The organism is Nitrosospira sp. CT, assembly GCF_059489795.1.
Map to the genome: position 1 here is coordinate 1 of NZ_JCAHZJ010000049.1, position 17,061 is coordinate 17,061.

Annotated in this window: 19 protein-coding genes; 3 read left to right on the plus strand and 16 right to left on the minus strand. The window is 54.1% G+C overall.

Annotated elements, in window-relative coordinates; translation table 11 throughout:
- Window positions 1-367: 367 nt before the first annotated feature.
- Window positions 368-1,117 carry a Nif3-like dinuclear metal center hexameric protein gene (locus tag AC52W5_RS08200; protein WP_074973662.1) on the minus strand — a complete coding sequence of 250 codons (750 nt, stop codon included), beginning with the start codon at window positions 1,115-1,117 and terminating at the stop codon, window positions 368-370.
- A 79-nt stretch (window positions 1,118-1,196) separates the two neighbouring features.
- On the opposite strand from AC52W5_RS08200, the gene AC52W5_RS08205 reads away from it, so the two are divergent.
- Window positions 1,197-2,393 carry a S1C family serine protease gene (locus AC52W5_RS08205; RefSeq protein ID WP_495670649.1) on the plus strand — a complete coding sequence of 399 codons (1,197 nt, stop codon included), beginning with the start codon at window positions 1,197-1,199 and terminating at the stop codon, window positions 2,391-2,393.
- 88 nt (window positions 2,394-2,481) lie between these two features.
- On the opposite strand, the gene tatC is transcribed toward AC52W5_RS08205, so the two are convergent.
- The 13 genes from tatC to hisG all read right to left on the minus strand — a co-directional run bounded on the left by tatC (window position 2,482) and on the right by hisG (window position 11,824).
- Window positions 2,482-3,282 carry a twin-arginine translocase subunit TatC gene (gene tatC, locus AC52W5_RS08210; RefSeq protein ID WP_495670650.1) on the minus strand — a complete coding sequence of 267 codons (801 nt, stop codon included), beginning with the start codon at window positions 3,280-3,282 and terminating at the stop codon, window positions 2,482-2,484.
- 128 nt (window positions 3,283-3,410) lie between these two features.
- On the minus strand, window positions 3,411-3,857 hold the full coding sequence (gene tatB, locus AC52W5_RS08215) for a Sec-independent protein translocase protein TatB (protein WP_495670651.1): 447 nt from the start codon (window positions 3,855-3,857) through the stop codon (window positions 3,411-3,413).
- 96 nt (window positions 3,858-3,953) lie between these two features.
- On the minus strand, window positions 3,954-4,178 hold the full coding sequence (tatA, locus tag AC52W5_RS08220; RefSeq protein WP_495670652.1) for a Sec-independent protein translocase subunit TatA: 225 nt from the start codon (window positions 4,176-4,178) through the stop codon (window positions 3,954-3,956).
- 38 nt (window positions 4,179-4,216) lie between these two features.
- Complete coding sequence (locus AC52W5_RS08225; RefSeq protein ID WP_074973652.1) at window positions 4,217-4,570, minus strand: histidine triad nucleotide-binding protein; 354 nt, start codon at window positions 4,568-4,570, stop codon at window positions 4,217-4,219.
- Between the two features lie 26 nt (window positions 4,571-4,596).
- On the minus strand, window positions 4,597-4,944 hold the full coding sequence (locus tag AC52W5_RS08230; protein WP_495670653.1) for a phosphoribosyl-ATP diphosphatase: 348 nt from the start codon (window positions 4,942-4,944) through the stop codon (window positions 4,597-4,599).
- A complete protein-coding gene (gene hisI / locus AC52W5_RS08235; protein ID WP_074973648.1) occupies window positions 4,941-5,333 on the minus strand; it encodes a phosphoribosyl-AMP cyclohydrolase in 393 nt (130 codons plus the stop codon). Before hisI ends, AC52W5_RS08230 begins: the two co-directional genes overlap by 4 nt.
- A gap of 30 nt (window positions 5,334-5,363) precedes the next feature.
- Entirely contained in the window at window positions 5,364-6,122 is a 759-nt protein-coding gene (hisF, locus tag AC52W5_RS08240; protein ID WP_112893118.1) for an imidazole glycerol phosphate synthase subunit HisF, read from the minus strand.
- Between the two features lie 233 nt (window positions 6,123-6,355).
- Entirely contained in the window at window positions 6,356-7,129 is a 774-nt protein-coding gene (gene hisA, locus AC52W5_RS08245; RefSeq protein WP_074973642.1) for a 1-(5-phosphoribosyl)-5-[(5-phosphoribosylamino)methylideneamino]imidazole-4-carboxamide isomerase, read from the minus strand.
- 65 nt (window positions 7,130-7,194) lie between these two features.
- The gene (hisH, locus tag AC52W5_RS08250) at window positions 7,195-7,833 is read right to left on the minus strand and encodes an imidazole glycerol phosphate synthase subunit HisH (RefSeq protein WP_495670654.1); all 639 of its coding nucleotides are present in this window, start codon (window positions 7,831-7,833) and stop codon (window positions 7,195-7,197) included.
- A 23-nt stretch (window positions 7,834-7,856) separates the two neighbouring features.
- Window positions 7,857-8,444, minus strand: coding sequence for an imidazoleglycerol-phosphate dehydratase HisB (gene hisB / locus AC52W5_RS08255; protein WP_495670655.1), 588 nt, complete (start codon window positions 8,442-8,444; stop codon window positions 7,857-7,859).
- Window positions 8,445-8,504: 60 nt separating this feature from the next.
- Window positions 8,505-9,602 carry a histidinol-phosphate transaminase gene (hisC, locus tag AC52W5_RS08260; RefSeq protein ID WP_495670656.1) on the minus strand — a complete coding sequence of 366 codons (1,098 nt, stop codon included), beginning with the start codon at window positions 9,600-9,602 and terminating at the stop codon, window positions 8,505-8,507.
- Window positions 9,603-9,775: 173 nt separating this feature from the next.
- The gene (hisD, locus tag AC52W5_RS08265; RefSeq protein ID WP_495670657.1) at window positions 9,776-11,080 is read right to left on the minus strand and encodes a histidinol dehydrogenase; all 1,305 of its coding nucleotides are present in this window, start codon (window positions 11,078-11,080) and stop codon (window positions 9,776-9,778) included.
- A 60-nt stretch (window positions 11,081-11,140) separates the two neighbouring features.
- A complete protein-coding gene (gene hisG, locus AC52W5_RS08270; RefSeq protein WP_495670658.1) occupies window positions 11,141-11,824 on the minus strand; it encodes an ATP phosphoribosyltransferase in 684 nt (227 codons plus the stop codon).
- A 487-nt stretch (window positions 11,825-12,311) separates the two neighbouring features.
- Between hisG and AC52W5_RS08275 the strand changes: the two genes are divergently transcribed.
- Both AC52W5_RS08275 and AC52W5_RS08280 read left to right on the plus strand, forming a co-directional pair.
- Entirely contained in the window at window positions 12,312-13,337 is a 1,026-nt protein-coding gene (locus AC52W5_RS08275; protein ID WP_495670659.1) for a DUF6733 family protein, read from the plus strand.
- Window positions 13,338-13,384: 47 nt separating this feature from the next.
- Window positions 13,385-14,041, plus strand: coding sequence for a hypothetical protein (locus AC52W5_RS08280; RefSeq protein ID WP_495670660.1), 657 nt, complete (start codon window positions 13,385-13,387; stop codon window positions 14,039-14,041).
- Between the two features lie 93 nt (window positions 14,042-14,134).
- On the opposite strand, the gene lpdA is transcribed toward AC52W5_RS08280, so the two are convergent.
- Both lpdA and odhB read right to left on the minus strand, forming a co-directional pair.
- A complete protein-coding gene (gene lpdA, locus AC52W5_RS08285; protein WP_495670661.1) occupies window positions 14,135-15,586 on the minus strand; it encodes a dihydrolipoyl dehydrogenase in 1,452 nt (483 codons plus the stop codon).
- 75 nt (window positions 15,587-15,661) lie between these two features.
- A complete protein-coding gene (gene odhB, locus AC52W5_RS08290) occupies window positions 15,662-17,047 on the minus strand; it encodes a 2-oxoglutarate dehydrogenase complex dihydrolipoyllysine-residue succinyltransferase (RefSeq protein ID WP_495670662.1) in 1,386 nt (461 codons plus the stop codon).
- Between the last annotated feature and the right edge of the window lie 14 nt (window positions 17,048-17,061).

Genomic DNA, 17,061 nt, shown 5'->3' on the forward strand with positions numbered 1-17,061 from the left:
AAAGTTGGCCCACGTGGCGCCCGCAAACAGCACCCCACACGCAAGCGTAACCAGCCTCAGCCAAGGCTTCATTAACATCTGCTTCTCTCCTTTACTCCGTAATGATGTTGTTGTGTCTGGACCTGCAATTCCTGCCTGCTGCTTGGAAATACGTCAAACCCTTTGAAACAGACGGATTTCAGGCCGGAATACCCCTAGCGACTTTAAAATTATTGTGGTCATACTGTATCGCTGGTTTATATAAATCGGTAGCACCAGTAGGGAGAGTCTTTCTGGTGCCACTGAGAACCGTTTTGTGAGGCGAGTATTCAACCACAAAGTCACAAAGCCTTCAGCAACCTTCGCCGCTTTGTTTTTTCACACCACCTCATACGGGGTTGTCGATATCGATATACTGGTGGCTGATGCCGAATTTTTCAGAAATGTGCTCTCCCAGGGCTTGCACACCATATCGCTCGGTGGCGTGATGCCCGGCTGAAATAAAAGCAACGCCCGATTCGCGCGCAAGATGTACGGTTCGCTCGGAAATTTCCCCGGTGATAAACACGTCTGCGCCGAGATCGATGGCATCACCAAAATAATCCTGAGCGGCGCCGGTGCACCACGCCACCCGTTTTACCAGGCGTGCATCATCGCCGATCACCAGCGGTGTACGGGAGAGCGCTTGTTCCACACTTACTCGTAATTCTTTCAGGTTCGATACGTTCGATGGCAAGATTCCAAACATGCCGATACCTTGATCCCCGAAACGACCGGTTTCGCGTAGACCCAGTTTGTGCGACAGCTGCACGTTGTTGCCCAGTTCGGGATGAGCATCCAGCGGCAGATGATAGGAGAGCAGGCTGATGTCGTGCGCCAGCAGCAGCGCAATGCGGCGCCGCTTCATTCCGGTCAGGCAGGGATTCTCACCGCGCCAGAAATATCCGTGATGCACCAGGACCGCATCCGCCCGAGCCGCGATGGCAGCTTTGAGAAAATCGAGCGACGCTGTTACGCCGCTTACCAGTTGCCGCACTTCGCGTCGCCCTTCCACTTGCAGCCCGTTTGGGCAATAATCATGAAATTTTGCAGTATCGAGTAATCGGTTCAAATAGGCTTCGAGGTCATTCACTTGCATCGCTGCTCATCCAGTCGCATTCGTCTATGATTTAAAATCAATGCTGTTATTTTATCCCTGATTCCACATCTCTCAACCTATGCACAAGCTCTGGCTAGTTTTCGCGCAAGCTACCACGATAGTTCTGGCAGCCCTGTTTGTCGTTTCGACTTTACGCCCGGATCTATTGCCCTGGCAATCCGGCGATGGCGCTGTCGTAACCATAAAGGAAGCTCCGGCTGACAAGTCAGGCAGGGCAGCGGTCGAGCCTGCCCCTGGGAGCTTCAGTAGCGCGGCGAAAAAGGCCATGCCCTCGGTGGTGAACGTATTCACCACCAAGGAAATCAAGGCTGCACCCCACCCCTTGATGGAGGATCCTTTCTTCCGGCGTTTCTTCGGAGATCGTTTCGAGTCACCCCAAAGCCGGCGTGCGGCCAGCTTGGGGTCCGGAGTAATCGTGAGTTCGCAGGGATATATCCTTACGAACCATCATGTCATTGAAGCGGCGGATGAAATCGAGATTGCACTGGCGGACGGCAGAAAAACGAAAGCACGGGTAATCGGCTCCGATCCCGAAACCGATCTTGCAGTGGTAAGAGTAGATATGGAAGGACTTCCAGCCATAACTTTCGGATACTCCGACAATGCGCTGGTAGGCGACATTGTCCTTGCGATCGGTAATCCTTTCGGCGTGGGCCAGACGGTAACGATGGGTATTATCAGCGCCCTCGGACGCACTCACCTTGGTATCAACACCTTTGAAAATTTCATTCAGACCGATGCCGCCATCAATCCGGGGAATTCCGGAGGGGCACTGGTGGATGCATCGGGTAACCTGATCGGCATCAACACCGCGATAGTCTCCCGAACGGGAGGATCACTTGGGATAGGCTTTGCCATTACAGCAGGTGTGGCCAAGCAGATCATGGAGCAGATCATCCGGACAGGGGGCGTGATCCGTGGCTGGATCGGCGTGGAAGTGCAGGATATGACGCCGGAACTTGCGGAGTCGTTCAAGCGCCCGACTACCAGCGGAGCGCTGATTGCCGGCGTACTCAAGGGAGGGCCCGCAGACCGCGCCGGAGTGAAGCCGGGTGATATTATTGTAGGAGTGGGGGGGAAAGAGGTAACCGATTCGTCCGGTATGCTCAATCTGGTAGCGGCATTACCTCCCGGAAACATGGCGACCGTTACAGTCATGCGTAACCAGAACAAGAAGGCAATCGAGATCAAGGTTGGAAAACGTCCAAAGCCTCAGCCTCAGGAGCAGTTTCAGGAGCCCGAGGAGCTGGAATAAAAATGGTTGTAGAGGATAGCGCAGTGACTATGGCGTGAGATTGGAAATTATCCGAACGAAAACGCACTGTTTTTCCTCAGACAGTAACTCAGTTCCTTTTTGTCTCCCCTGTTTCGGTCTGCTCAGAAGGGGAATTCGTACCGGCACCGCTCGCAGCCTGATAAACGGCCAGGGTTTCCGAACGTCCGATGATTCCTGCGGCCAATATCCCAAGTTCATACAGCAGGTAGAGCGGCACTGCCAGCATGAATTGGGAAACGATATCCGGCGGCGTAAATATCGCGCCGACGACAAAAGCGCCGACAAGAACATAGCGGCGCACCGCCTTCAGCTTTTCAATGGTAACAAGGCCTATCCGAACCAGTATCACAACGAATATGGGTACCTCGAATGTGATGCCGAAGGCGATGAACATGGTCAGCACAAAATCGAGGTATTTGCTGATGTCGGTCATCACTGCCACGCCTTCCGGGGCAAAATGCGTAATGAATTCGAACACCAGGGGAAGGACGGCAAAATAGGCAAAAGCCATGCCGCAGCTGAACAGAATGCTGCTCACCAGCACCAGCGGCAGTACCAGGCGCTTTTCGTGGGAATACAATCCGGGAGCGACGAATGCCCATATCTGGTAGAGGGTATGGGGCAGGGTAATGATAAAAGCAGCCATCATGGCTACTTTCATGGGTATAAAGAATGGCGTAACCACTTCCGTCGCGATCATCTGCCCCCCCTGGGGAAGTTTTTCGAGCAAAGGCTGCGCTAATAACGAATAAAGCTCACGGGCATAGTAGGCACAGGGCAAAAAGCCGAGCAGAATACCTGCACACGCCCGCAGCAGCCTGGCTCGAAGCTCGACCAGATGCGAGATAAATGTTTCGTCGGCACTCATTTGGTGGAAGGTGAGCAGGAAAGGTTAGACCAATACACTTATACCCACTGTCGATGATGAAGTACAGCGGGGATGAGGTACAAGCATTCGTTCAATCGACTCCTGAGCAAGTCCTTCGGGAGGCGGGATTACTCAGCAGTTTCGCGCTCGCGATTTCCATCTGTTCCGCGTGCGTTGGAATTAGTCGTTGATTGAGCCGGCCGCGGCGCAGGTTCGACTGGAGTCGGAGAGGAGTTTTGTGGGGGGGAAGGTTCTGCCGCAGAAGGGGCTGTAGCAGGGGGAGGCATAGCGGAAGCCTCAGCGCCTGCTTCTACTGTTTCCCGAAACTTATCCAGCTCGGCATGCACCGAATTTTCGATTGAACGGCCCGTTTCCTCCACTGAAGCTTTCCATTTTTTCAATTCGTCCAGCTCAATTTCACGCTGAATATCGCTCTTGACATCGTTGACATAGCGCTGCGCCCGCCCGAACAGATGTCCCAGGGTACGCGCCACTTTGGGGAGCCGTTCCGGACCTATCACGATCAGTGCGACTGCCGCGATGACCAGAATTTCCGAGAAACTGATATCGAACATTTTTTACAAGAATGCGGCGGAGTCGAAACAGTCGAATAACGCTGGCCCACTCTTAGACTCGCAAGCCGTTATCGACCTGGTGCGGCTAGCCGGCACTCAGGATTTCGGCCGAGCCTTATCTTTGATATCGGCATCGATAATCCGCGCCTCGGTGTGATTATGGGCAGATATCTCCTCTTCATCTGCGCTTTTTACACCTTCGCGAAAGCCCTTCACCGCACCGCCCAGATCGCTTCCCAGATTACGGAGTTTTTTGGTACCGAATACCAGAACAACGATCAGCAGAACGATCAGCCAATGCCAGATGCTGAATGATCCCATTATTCCTCCTTTATTCCTTATCCTTTGCTCATTACCCTTTACTTCCCGCGAGCAATCATCCCCGGCAGGCGTTCCATGCCACCAATAATGTGGATGTGCAGGTGATTTACCTCCTGGCCGCCTACTCGTCCGGTATTGATTATCGTACGAAAACCATCCGTACAACCTTGTTCCCTTGCCAGCCTGGGCACCAGCACCATCATCTCACCGAGCAAAGCGCTATGAGCATCTTCCACCTCGGCGAGCGAGTTGAGGTGCAGTTTGGGTATCAGCATGAAATGTACCGGCGCCGCCGGATGGATATCATGGAATGCATAAACGCGAGGATCCTCATACACTTTTTCGCTCGGAATTTCTCCCCGCACGATCCTGCAAAAAATACAACTGTCCATTCCCTTGTCCTGGTCGCTTGCCCTGATTATCCTGCCTGGCCCGTTATCCCGCCTGCTTTGCGGGCAGCTTTTTCATCAATCCCCGAAACTCCTTCCCGCCGGCGTAACTCATCCAGCACATCCTCCAGCTTCAGATTATGATGAGCCAGTAACACCAGACAATGAAACCAGAGGTCCGCCGTCTCGCACACTACGTGCGCGCTATCGCCATCTTTCGATGCCAGCAGAACCTCCGCTGATTCTTCCGCAACCTTTTTCAGAATCTTGTCCTGCCCCTCATGCAGCAGCTTTGCCACATAAGAAGCATGGGGATCGGACTGTTTACGTGCCTCTATGGTCTCGGCAAGGCGAAAAAGAATATCGGGATCGGTCATCGCTGCCCGTAGATCTCTTCGGGATTCTTGATGACGGGTTCGGTCACCAGCCACTGGCCCTGTTCCAGTTTGTTGAAAAAGCAATGATGTCTGCCGGTATGACAAGCAACCCCTCCGACTTGTTCCACCACCAGCAGCAGGACGTCCTCATCACAATCCAGCCGGATTTCTTTTACCTTCTGCACGTGCCCGGATTCTTCACCCTTATGCCAGAGTTTTTTGCGCGAACGTGACCAGTAATGGGCTTCCCCTGTTTGCACGGTAAGTCTCAATGCCTCGGGATTCATCCAGGCCACCATCAATACCTTATTGCTGGTTGCATCCTGTGTCACGACCGGCACTAAGCCATCCGCAGACCAGTTCACCTTGTTGAGCCATGTGTCAGACATGAATATGCCGGAGTTTGATTGATCCTGTTACTATAGTCGTACTTCAATACCATGTTGTGACATATATTCCTTTGCCTGGCGAACGGTATATTCGCCGTAGTGGAAAATGCTTGCAGCCAGCACGGCATCGGCATGACCTTCCTCGATTCCCTCAACCAGATGCTGCAGATTCCCTACACCGCCACTTGCAATCACCGGTACATCCACCGCGTCAGACACCGCACGGGTCAGCGCCAGGTCGAACCCGTCCCGCGTACCGTCTCTGTCCATACTGGTCAGTAATATTTCTCCAGCGCCCAAGGATTGCATTTTCCTGGCCCATTCGATTGCATCCAGCCCGGTAGGCCGGCGTCCCCCGTGCGTGAACACTTCCCATCCTTGTCCCGCACGCTTGGCGTCTATCGCCACGACGATACATTGAGAGCCATAACGGCCCGCGGAGTCAGCCACCAGTTGGGGGTTTTGTATGGCCGAAGTGTTGATGCTTACCTTATCAGCCCCCGCATTCAGGAGACGGCGTACATCTTCCACCTTGCGAACACCGCCGCCCACCGTCAACGGAATGAATACCTGGGCCGCCACTTCTTCGATGATATGGAGAATCAGATCACGGTCATCGGAACTCGCGGTAATATCGAGAAAGGTCAGCTCATCCGCTCCCTGGTCATCATAGCGGCGCGCTATTTCGATGGGATCTCCCGCATCTCGAAGCGAGACAAATTTGACTCCCTTGACAACACGTCCGTTTGTAACGTCAAGACAGGGAATGATACGCTTGGCAAGGCCCATAGACACCTCTGGATATCGCTAAAAACCGCAAAGTTTGTAAACCTCCGCTACGCGGATTAGCTGCTTTTGTCCCTCCTTGCGCTTCGGACTTGCAAGAAGGTTGAAGAGGTCGAATTTGTAGAGGTATCCGCAAGAGTCGAGCTTTTCTTTGAAGGAGTTGTCGTGTAGAAAAAAGAATGATCCGAAACAGGAATTGCTCCAGTTTGTATGACTGGATGAGATAGGGTGTTTCATCAAAAGAGTACTGTTGTATCCCTGGGGCTTGATTGGGTGCTTAACTCATCCGCCAGCTCCTGGGCTGCCTTGAAGTCGAGTGCCCCTTCGTAAATCGCGCGTCCTGTTATTGCACCTGCAATACCTTCCGGTTCGATCTCGCATAGCGCCTTGACGTCATCAAGACTGCTCACGCCGCCACTGGCAATGACGGGAATCGTCAGCGCCCTGGCCAGCTCCATGGTCGCCTTCACATTGACACCACTCAACATGCCGTCGCGCCCGATATCGGTATAGATGATTGCCTCCACACCATAGTCTTCGAATTTTTTCGCAAGATCCACCACGTCATGCCCCGTCACCTTGGACCAGCCATTGACTGCCACCTTGCCATCCTTTGCATCCAGCCCGACCATGATATGGCCGGGAAAAGCATTGCACGCATCGTGCAGGAACCCCGGCGTTTTTACTGCCGCCGTTCCGATGATGATGTAGGTAATGCCGTCATCGAGGTAACGTTCGATGGTCTCCAGATCGCGTATGCCGCCGCCGAGCTGGGTCGGAATCTCGTCCCCAATAGCGTCTACAATGTCGCGGATTGCCGGCTCGTTCTTCGGTTTGCCCGCAAACGCGCCATTCAGATCCACAAGATGCAGTCTTCTGGCGCCCTGATCCAGCCAATGCCTGGCCATGGCGGCGGGATCTTCAGAAAATACGGTGGCGTTTTCCATCACACCCTGTTTCAGGCGTACACAGTGACCGTCTTTCAAATCTATAGCGGGAATGATAAGCATTTTGAATCAGGATAAAAATGAATTGAGTTTCAGAATTCGTAGCGGCGCGAACCTTCTAACGTTTCTCAAACGGGTTTCCATCGGACAAAGTTATCGAGGAGCGTCAGGCCGGCCGCATGGCTCTTTTCAGGGTGGAATTGAACGGCAAAAATGTTATCTTTCGCCACCGCACAAGTAAAAGGAAAGGGATAAGCACTGTAGCCCGCCGAATCGGCGTCAGCGGTTTCGACATAGTAGCTGTGCACGAAATAAAAGCGCGAATCATTGGCAATGTTTTTCCAGAGGGAATGCTCAACCGTCTGATGGACCTGGTTCCAACCCATGTGCGGCACCTTGAGCTTCTGTCCTTTTTCATCTTTCATTGCGCTTGCGGGAAAACGCTTCACCCTTCCTGGTACGATGCCGAGACCGGATACATTGCCCTCTTCGCTGCAGTCGAACAGCATTTGCAGACCGATGCAGATACCCAGGAATGGTTTGTTGGTGGCCGCATCCCGCACGGCTTCGCGCAATCCGCGCCGGTCCAGTTCATGCAGGCAGTCCGGCATGGCGCCCTGTCCGGGAACGATCACGCGCTCCGCCTTCCGCACTACTTCAGGGTTATTGGTAACAGCGATGACAGCCTCGGGGGCGACATGTTCGAGTGCTTTGGCTACGGAACGCAGATTCCCCATGCCGTAGTCAACAATTGCAATATCAGTCATACCGCATCTATGAATGTGGGAAATTACAGAGTGCCTTTGGTGGAGGGTATCGCACCCGCTGCCCGCGGATCCGCTTCCACTGCCATACGCAGCGCGCGTCCGAACGCTTTGAATATGGTTTCTGCCTGGTGATGCGCATTTGCGCCGGATAAGTTGTCGATATGCAGGGTAACCATGGCGTGGTTGACAAAACCCCGGAAAAATTCGCTGATGAGGTCGACATCAAATTCACCGATACGCGCACGCACAAACTCGACATTGAACTCCATTCCGGGGCGCCCGGAGAGATCGATCACTACCCGGGAGAGGGCTTCGTCCAGTGGCACGTAGGAATGACCGTAGCGGCGCAAGCCGCTCTTGGTCCCAACGGCTTGCGCGAATGCCTGTCCAAAGGTGATGCCGATATCTTCCACCGTGTGATGAGCGTCGATATGCAAATCTCCCTCGGCTGAAACCTCGAGATCGATCATTCCATGACGCGCCACCTGATCCAGCATATGATCGAGAAACGGCACTCCTGTAGCCAGTACTGCCTTTCCGCTTCCATCCAGATTGACTGTGAGGTTGATGCGGGTTTCCAGCGTATTACGGTTGACCCGGGCGTGACGCATGCGAGGACTCAGGTGAAATAAATCGAATAAAACTGCAATAAGAGAATCGGAATGGGGGCGTCAGGCTTTTGCTTCAATCTTCACGAGTAAAGTTTGCAGGACTGCCAGAAATTGCGTGTTTTCATCGGGCATGCCCACGGTCACCCGCAAGCAGTTTTTGAGCAATGGATGAGCGCCGTCCAGATTCTTGACCAATATGCCACGTTGTTTGAGTTCCTGAAACACCTGGCCTGCTTTATGATCCTGGTTCAGGCGAAACAGGATGAAATTCGCATCCGTCGGAAAAACCTCGATACCTTCCAATTCCGACAGGCGCCTGCTCATCGATGAACGTTCAACCTTGATGGCTGCCGCCTGTTGCAGCAGAACATCCCGGTGCTGCAGTAATTTCTCTGCAATCCGTTGAGTAACAATTCCCACATTATACGGCAACCGCAATTTTTCCAGTTGCCTCAGCCATTCCGGTTTTCCCGCCAGCAAGCCCAGCCTCAAGCCAGCCAGCCCCAGCTTCGAAAGTGTGCGCATCAGCAACAGATTGGGATGGTGCGCGAGCTTGTCCATGAAGCTCGCATCGGCGAAGGCATGGTAAGCCTCATCGATGACCACCATACCGGGCGCAGCGTCAATAATACGTGAGATTTCAATGGCGTCAAACAGGTTGCCAGTAGGGTTATTGGGATAGGCGATAAAGATGACCGCAGGCTGGTACCGGGCAATTGCGGCAAGCATTGCCTCCGTATCGAGTGAGAAATCGGGGTGTAATGGGACACCCACATAATTCATCGAAGCAAAAGTGGCAATCATGCGAAACATGACGAATGCAGGCTCCACGCTCAACAATACCGCACCGGGCTTTCCACATGCTAAAGCAATAATTTGGATGATCTCATCCGAACCGTTGCCGAGCATGATATCCATCCCGTCCGGGATGCCCAGGGCCTCGCGTAACGCCGCCTTGAGCGCTGCTGCATCGGGGTCGGGGTAGCGGTTGACCGACGTATCACCTGCAAGCCTCGCGATTTCATCGCGCAATTCCGGGGGAAGCGTGTAAGGGTTTTCCATCGCATCCAGCTTTATCATTCCGCGCGCGGGGGGCACGTGGTAAGCGGAAAGCGCGAGAATTTCGGGGCGAATGATCTGATCGGGGGAAAAAGGCATAACAGCCAATTCTACCTCAGAGCCGAGTTAATTACCTCAGGTTTATTCATCACCGCTGCGGGGCGGGATGTCGAAAGTTCCTTGAGCCTTGAGCTCTCAGCCTTGAGCCGGACCGGCCATAGAGCGTTGAATACGTGAGGAATCCGGGAGAGGTTCTCAATTTTTCTCAAGGGCTATTTTTTTGTATAACGATATTCCGCTGACATTGCGTGGGCCTGCAGCCCTTCGCCATGCGCCAGCACGGAGGCAATTGCACCCAGTTTCGCGGATCCCTGCTCCGACACTTGAATAATGCTGGTGCGTTTCTGAAAATCGTATACTCCCAGGGGCGACGAAAAGCGTGCGGTCCGGGAAGTGGGCAGCACATGATTGGGACCTGCGCAATAATCTCCCAGCGCTTCCGAAGTATGGCGTCCCAGAAAAATCGCGCCCGCATGTCTTATTTTTTCCACCCACTTTTCCGGTTGTTCTACTGACAGCTCCAGATGTTCGGGCGCGATGCGGTTGGCGATCTCACAGGCTTCGTCCAGATCACGCACCTGGATCAAGGCACCCCGGTTTTCGAGCGAAGTCCGGATTATCTCCTTGCGCGGCATCGCTCCCAGTTGCCGGGCGATACTGGCAGCGACTGCTTCGATAAAATGGAGATCAGATGACAGCAGGATCGCCTGGGCCAACTCGTCATGCTCTGCCTGGGAAAACATGTCCATGGCAATCCAGTCCGGATTTGTTTTACCATCGGAGATGACCAGAATTTCGGAAGGTCCCGCGAGCATATCGATGCCTACCACACCGAAAACATGCCGCTTGGCTGTTGCCACATAAGCGTTTCCCGGGCCGACGATCTTGTCCACGCGGGGCACGGTGTGGGTGCCATATGCCAGTGCGCCCACGGCCTGGGCGCCCCCTATGGTGAAAATCTGGTCAACCTCGCAAATGGCTGCAGCAGCGAGCACCAGGTCATTTGTTTCGCCCCCTGGAGTGGGGGTCACCATGATGAGTTCGCCCACTCCTGCCACCTTGGCGGGAATTGCATTCATCAGTACTGACGAAGGATAGGATGCCTTGCCGCCGGGAACATATAAGCCGGCACGATCGAGAGGGGTGATTTTCTGCCCAAGTTGCGTCCCGTCAGGCTCCACGTAGCTCCAGGATTGCGTCAACTGTTTCTCATGATAGACGCGGACCCGTTCCGCGGCCTGTTCCAGGGCGTTACGTTGCTCGGCAGGCAGGTTATGGAGAGCTTGCTGCAGGCGCTTTCGGGGCAACTCCAGATCTGCCGCCGATTTTGCATCCAGGCGATCGAAACGGAGTGTGTATTCCAGCAAGGCTTTATCTCCCTGCATCCTGATCTTCGCAAGGATGTGTGCGACAGCGGCCTCCAGCTTTGCATCCTGGGCGTTTTCAAACGCAAGCAACTCCGACAGCGCCCTGTCGAACTCGGTAGCGGCAGAAGACAGTCTCTTTATCGAAATCATGAAGGGTAGGGGAAAGGGATAAGGGATAAAGGGATGGTTGCAGTTGTAGTTCAGCGCCGCTCAGGTTGCTGCCCCAAGGGGGTAAGGGGATAGAGGTGTAAGGGGGGTAATTGCAGCCGAGAAGGCTTCCAGCATCGGCTGTATTGCCTGGCGTTTCAATTTCAACGCTGCCTGATTGATGATCAGCCGGGATGAGATCGGCATTATTTCTTCGACAGCCTTGAGATTATTCGCCTTAAGCGTATTACCGCTGGAAACCAGATCCACGATTGCATCCGCTAACCCTACCAGGGGAGCAAGCTCCATTGACCCATAGAGCTTGATGAGATCGACGTGCATCCCTTTTTCCGCGAAGTGTTCACGCGCCGTCTGTAGATATTTCGTCGCCACTCGTACCCGCGCACCCCGCCGGACTGCGGACTCATAGTCAAAATCGCTGCGTACAGCCACCATCATGCGACAGCGTGCGATGTTCAAATCGAGAGGCTGGTAAAGGCCCGCGCCGCCATGCTCCAGCAGCACATCCTTTCCTGCAATGCCCATGTCCGCCGCTCCATACTGCACATAGGTCGGTACATCCGAAGCACGCACGATGATCAGTCGCACATCATCGCGATTGGTGACAAGGATCAGCTTGCGTGATGTTTCGGGATCATCCAGCGGGACAATTCCCGCAGCTTTCAGCAGGGGTGCGGTATCGTCAAAAATCCGTCCCTTGGAAAGGGCGATGGTGATACTCATCATGAAGAATTCGCAAAGGCTGCATTTTACCGCAAAAGTCATCGAGTCGGTTTGCCCGACAATTCAAGGACGAACGACAACCTCTGGATTTCAGCAGCAGGCTCCAGGAAATGACCCTGGCAAGTCAGGGAAATGACGTCAGCAAGCCAGACTTCCAGAATTGCTGGACAGGATGAGATGCGGATGAGGGGCCGGCGCACCTGCCAAGACTCGACTCAAGATAACTTGCTCACAATTTCTTCACAAAACCACAACATTTATCTCACATATTCATAACGTATACTTCACAGGTGCTTCACAAGAGCATCACATATGGTTCACAAGAGATTCACATTTCGTGAGGTTCATTGGAAACAAGTAAAAAATTCAACGTCAATACAACAAGAAAGCGAACTAATAAATGTCAGTACTACCGGAAGTAGATAGCAGAATTGTATCAAGGGGAAGGAAGAAGTATCTGAGCCTTTGTCTGTTTCTCGGCGCCGCCTTTATGTCATCCAACGCATTGGCACTTGCGCAAACAGAAGACGAGCTCAGGAAGAAACTGGAACTGCTGGAGGCGAGAATCGCTGAGCTGGAAGGACGGCTGGAGAATCAGGAAGCTCAGGATGTGCGCGGCAAGGGGCACCATGGAGGTGTGAACCTGAAGAGGGCGCCGTCCTCTGGCGTGACGCATCCAGCCTTTGCGCAAACCGGGGGCGAGCCCAGGAAATCCGAAGTCAAGGAGATCAAAGAAGCCAGAGTGATTCATATGAAGGGGCATGCAGAAGGCGGATGGCAGGCTGCTCCTGACAAGGATCATGGCTTCGACAAGGAGAAGTTTCACGGTGGCGTGACCTTGAAGCAGGACTCGTTCTTTGGTTTCCAGACCATACTCGATGCGGGTTATGAAGTCGCCGACAACATCGACTTCACTTTCTATAGCTGGCTCTGGACAAGTCCCAACTTCGGCCGCAGCCGGGTGGTTGCCGGCCCCAACGGTATGCAGGTGGACGCGGGGGGTAACGGGTTGTGGACTGAAGTCGGGATGGGTCTGAATTTTCGCCTTTTCAATGACACATTGAGCATCAATCCGCAGTTCGGTATTCTCAACGGCGCGTTGCTTTCCAGCCGGATCGTCGGCAGAGGCATTCGCGCCGCCGAAGGCGTGGTACCGAGCATCACCTTCAACTATGACAACGGATTCTTTACCGGGCAGGCGTATCTTGCTTACTATGCCGCTATTCGTGATGAGCGCGCCAGGGATTTCATCCATAACTGGGTCAACGTCGGTGTCAAGCCAGCGCTGTTCAATTTCAAAAATGTCCCGATCAATTCTGTCGGTATTCACTGGGAGCACTTGCGATTTCACGTAGACCGGATTGAAGGCAGTCCCGGTACGCTCTACAACTGGATCGGACCCTATGTCGAGTTCGCGCTACCCATGCACCTCGCCCTGCGCTTCGCCGCTGGCGCTGATCTCAAGGGCGATGTATCCAATGAGTTCTATCAGGCCAGCATCAAGATGCATTTTTAAGAAGGTCGAAGATACTATTGAATCCAATGGTCACTTCAGGCATAAAAATGAAGCAGAAGCTGGAGCATATGACAAGCTCGGAATTGCGAGCCTTGATAGCGGAACTGAGGCCAATGGAGGTGTGCGATCTGGTGGAGCGTGAACATCAGGTGCTGGCTGCGCGGCAGATACTCGAATCCTTGTCGGAACGACTGCGGCGTGCCAAAACGGAAGCAGGAACAGCTCACCGGCGGTTATGCAACTGGCGCCTGTCCCACCCGTTTCGCACACGGCTGCATTATTGGAGATGGATGCCTTCCCGGTTTCTCGCGGAGTGCGAGTCGAGCAAATCCGCATTGGAGACGGAAGTGCTGCAGCTGACCGAGCGTGTCTGCCTTGCTGCCGAACATGTCAAAAAAATAGAACGTGAGGTGGAGGCGCGGATTCAGCTGGAACAGGCGCCCGCAAGGGAACGCATTGCCGATCTGGAATACCTGTGGCAGGAGAGGGTTGCCCTGGAACAGATGGAGCGGAAGCAAACACAGGGACAGGGGCCGGGCAGCAATCTGTCACCATTCATGGTGTATAAGCTCAAGCGCGAGATGAAGGCACAGGACCTTCGTGTTGTGGAGACGAGTCGCACTTTGGCCGGCTCGTCCCACAACACCGGTACAGTGACTGAGCCCAGAGAGTTCTGGAAGGCGATCAGCAGGATAGGCAGATAGGCAAGGGATAGACAACGGAAAGACAAGTAAAAGGGAATCCTCCGGAAGTTGCCATTCGCTTGAGCTTACCCATCATTTCGGGGCAGTGGTTCCTTAAATATGTATCGCCCGCTTATCTACTGCCAGTGCGGCCTCGTGCACGACTTCGGACAGGGAAGGGTGCGCGTGGACGATGCGCGCGATATCTTCACTGCTGGCTGCGAATTCCATTGCAACCACAGCCTCGGCGATCAGCTCGGAGACGTAGGGACCGATCATATGGATACCTAGAATACGATCAGTACCTGCATCCGCGAGCACTTTGACAAATCCGCCGGTTTCTCCCAGTGCACGTGCACGTCCGTTTGCCATGAAGGGGAATTGTCCGGCTTTATATTCCACGCCGGTCGCTTTCAACTCCTGTTCGGTCTTGCCGACCCAGGCAATTTCCGGAGAGGTATAGATAACCCAGGGGATTGTGTCGAGATTCACATGTCCTGCCTGTCCCGCAATCATTTCTGCCACCGCCACACCTTCTTCGGACGCTTTATGCGCCAGCATGGGACCACGCACCACATCTCCCACGGCATACATATCAGGCAGATTGGTGCGACAGTGGGAATCCACCTCGATATATCCCCGCTCATCCAACTTTAATCCCACGTTTTCTGCGCCCAATCCGGTAGTGTTAGGCACACGCCCGATGGCAACAATCAGTTTATCCACCTCGAGTTTTTGCGAGTTTCCATCGGCATCGGAATACTCCACGGTAATGTTATCCTGTCCCGGGATAATGCCGCTTATTTTGACGCCGGTATTTATAACCAGGCCCAGTTCCCGGGTAAAGATTTTTCGCGCTTCCTTAGCCACCTGTTCGTCCGCGCTCATCAGAAACCCGGGCAATGCTTCGAGAACGGTGACCTCTGCGCCCAGCCTGCGCCATACACTTCCCATTTCGAGGCCGATGACGCCTCCGCCGATCACTCCCAGCCGTTTCGGCGTCTCGGCCAGCGCCAGCGTCCCTGCGTTGTCCAGTATCCGTTCATTGTCCACAGGGGCCGAGGCCAATTGACGAGGCACTGAACCCGTGGCGATGATGACGTGCTCGGCCCCCACAGTCTCCACCTTGTCTCCATTCCTGATTTCAATCTGCCAGAGTTCGCGGTCGGCTTCATCATCCTTGCCGCGTTTGCGCAATGTTGCGCGCCCATGCAGGGATGAGACTTTGTTCTTCTTCAACAGCATGGCAACGCCGCCGGTGAAGTTTGCCACGATCTTGTCCTTGCGACCTATCATCGTCGGAATGTCCACGGACAGACCCTCCACTTTGATGCCATGGGCAGAGAACTTGCGGGCGGCGCGCTCGTAATTTTCCGAGGATTCCAGCAACGCCTTCGAGGGGATGCAGCCAACATTCAGACAGGTTCCGCCGAGGCTGGGTTTGTCCTGCGGGTTTTTCCATTCATCGATACAAACAGTTTTAAGGCCCAGCTGCGCACAACGAATTGCCGCCACATAACCACCCGGACCGGCGCCGATTACAGCCACATCAAAAGATTGAGACATATTTTCTCTTTATTGTTCAAGCAAGGAATGCAAAACGGAAAGATGCAAGCCGCGCAGGCATGTGTCCGCGCAGTCTCAGCTCTCAAGCAGGGGGCTCATGGGATATTCGAGCGCTTCCTTCATCGCTACCAGGGAAAGCACAGCTTCCCGCCCGTCTATGATGCGATGATCATAGGATAGCGCCAGATAGCACATCGGACGAATCACGATTTGGCCGTTTTCGACCACCGGGCGCTCCTTGGTTGCGTGAATGCCAAGAATGGCGCTCTGCGGGGGATTGATGATAGGGGTGGAAAGCATCGAACCGAAGACGCCGCCGTTGGTGATCGAGAAAGTGCCCCCGATCAATTCCTCGATGGTCAGTTTGCCGTCCTGCGCGCGGCGGCCAAAATCAGCGACCTGCCTTTCAATTTCCGCCTGGGACAAGGAATCCGCGTTGCGAATGATGGGTACGACCAGTCCGCGCGCACTGCTCACCGCAATGCCGACATCATAGTATTCGTGATAGACGATATCGTTGCCGTCCACTGAAGCGTTGACGATGGGAAATTTTTTGAGCGCCGCCACCGCCGCTTTGACAAAGAATGACGTGAGACCAAGTTTGACGCCGTGCTCTTTTTCAAATTTGTCCTTGTAGCGGCCGCGTAAATCCATGATCGCCTGCATGTTGACTTCGTTGAATGTGGTAAGGATGGCGGCGGTGGATTGCGACTGTACCAGACGCTCTGCGATGCGGGCACGCAGGCGCGACATCGGCACTCTTTTCTCGCTGCGTTTTCCCTCAGCCTTGTCTTCAGCCATCCGCGGCGCGGAGGCAGGGGCGCGTGAAACGGGTGGGGCAGGTGGCGCAGGCGGAGTTGCCGGAGCTTGCGGAACTGCAGGAGAAGGCAAGGGGGCGATATTGGCTGTTGAGCGTTTCTGTTCTACATAAGCTGCCACGTCTTCCTTGGTGATGCGACCATCGCGACCGCTACCTTTGAGTGTGCGAATTTCTTCCGGTGTCAGATTTTCCTGTGCAGCCAGTTTTTGCGCGGCAGGCATCATTCCCGGAACTTCCGCAGCAGTTGTGGAAGCCGGGGCAGTTGCGGAAGGCGGAGCAGCTTCTGCCTCTTTTTTGGCCGGCTTGGCTTCGGCGGCAGAAGGCGCTGCTCCGGATTCGGTTGCTTTGGACTTGGTTGGGGCTGCGGCTGAAGCTGACGGGGTGTTGCCCTCTACCGCACCTGCTTCGGTATCTATCATGGCGATGACTTCGCCCCCAGTCACTGTTGCTCCATCTCCCTTGATGATTTTCGCCAGTGTGCCGGTAGCGGGAGCTGGCAACTCCATCACGACTTTATCAGTTTCGACGTCGATCAGATTTTCGTCACGCTCAACATGCTCACCTTCCTTTTTATGCCAGGAAAGGAGCGTTGCCTCGGCCACTGATTCGGATAACGCGGGAACTTTGATATCGACGCGCATATTCTTCCTCTGCC

Bases quoted from the DNA above. Each gene is read 5' to 3' on its own strand.
- AC52W5_RS08200 (WP_074973662.1), bottom strand. From the start codon at position 1,117: ATGCAAGTGAATGACCTCGAAGCCTATTTGAACCGATTACTCGATACT.
- AC52W5_RS08205 (WP_495670649.1), top strand. From the start codon at position 1,197: ATGCACAAGCTCTGGCTAGTTTTCGCGCAAGCTACCACGATAGTTCTG.
- tatC (WP_495670650.1), bottom strand. From the start codon at position 3,282: ATGAGTGCCGACGAAACATTTATCTCGCATCTGGTCGAGCTTCGAGCC.
- tatB (WP_495670651.1), bottom strand. From the start codon at position 3,857: ATGTTCGATATCAGTTTCTCGGAAATTCTGGTCATCGCGGCAGTCGCA.
- tatA (WP_495670652.1), bottom strand. From the start codon at position 4,178: ATGGGATCATTCAGCATCTGGCATTGGCTGATCGTTCTGCTGATCGTT.
- AC52W5_RS08225 (WP_074973652.1), bottom strand. From the start codon at position 4,570: ATGGACAGTTGTATTTTTTGCAGGATCGTGCGGGGAGAAATTCCGAGC.
- AC52W5_RS08230 (WP_495670653.1), bottom strand. From the start codon at position 4,944: ATGACCGATCCCGATATTCTTTTTCGCCTTGCCGAGACCATAGAGGCA.
- hisI (WP_074973648.1), bottom strand. From the start codon at position 5,333: ATGTCTGACACATGGCTCAACAAGGTGAACTGGTCTGCGGATGGCTTA.
- hisF (WP_112893118.1), bottom strand. From the start codon at position 6,122: ATGGGCCTTGCCAAGCGTATCATTCCCTGTCTTGACGTTACAAACGGA.
- hisA (WP_074973642.1), bottom strand. From the start codon at position 7,129: ATGCTTATCATTCCCGCTATAGATTTGAAAGACGGTCACTGTGTACGC.
- hisH (WP_495670654.1), bottom strand. From the start codon at position 7,833: ATGACTGATATTGCAATTGTTGACTACGGCATGGGGAATCTGCGTTCC.
- hisB (WP_495670655.1), bottom strand. From the start codon at position 8,444: ATGCGTCACGCCCGGGTCAACCGTAATACGCTGGAAACCCGCATCAAC.
- hisC (WP_495670656.1), bottom strand. From the start codon at position 9,602: ATGCCTTTTTCCCCCGATCAGATCATTCGCCCCGAAATTCTCGCGCTT.
- hisD (WP_495670657.1), bottom strand. From the start codon at position 11,080: ATGATTTCGATAAAGAGACTGTCTTCTGCCGCTACCGAGTTCGACAGG.
- hisG (WP_495670658.1), bottom strand. From the start codon at position 11,824: ATGATGAGTATCACCATCGCCCTTTCCAAGGGACGGATTTTTGACGAT.
- AC52W5_RS08275 (WP_495670659.1), top strand. From the start codon at position 12,312: ATGTCATCCAACGCATTGGCACTTGCGCAAACAGAAGACGAGCTCAGG.
- AC52W5_RS08280 (WP_495670660.1), top strand. From the start codon at position 13,385: ATGAAGCAGAAGCTGGAGCATATGACAAGCTCGGAATTGCGAGCCTTG.
- lpdA (WP_495670661.1), bottom strand. From the start codon at position 15,586: ATGTCTCAATCTTTTGATGTGGCTGTAATCGGCGCCGGTCCGGGTGGT.
- odhB (WP_495670662.1), bottom strand. From the start codon at position 17,047: ATGCGCGTCGATATCAAAGTTCCCGCGTTATCCGAATCAGTGGCCGAG.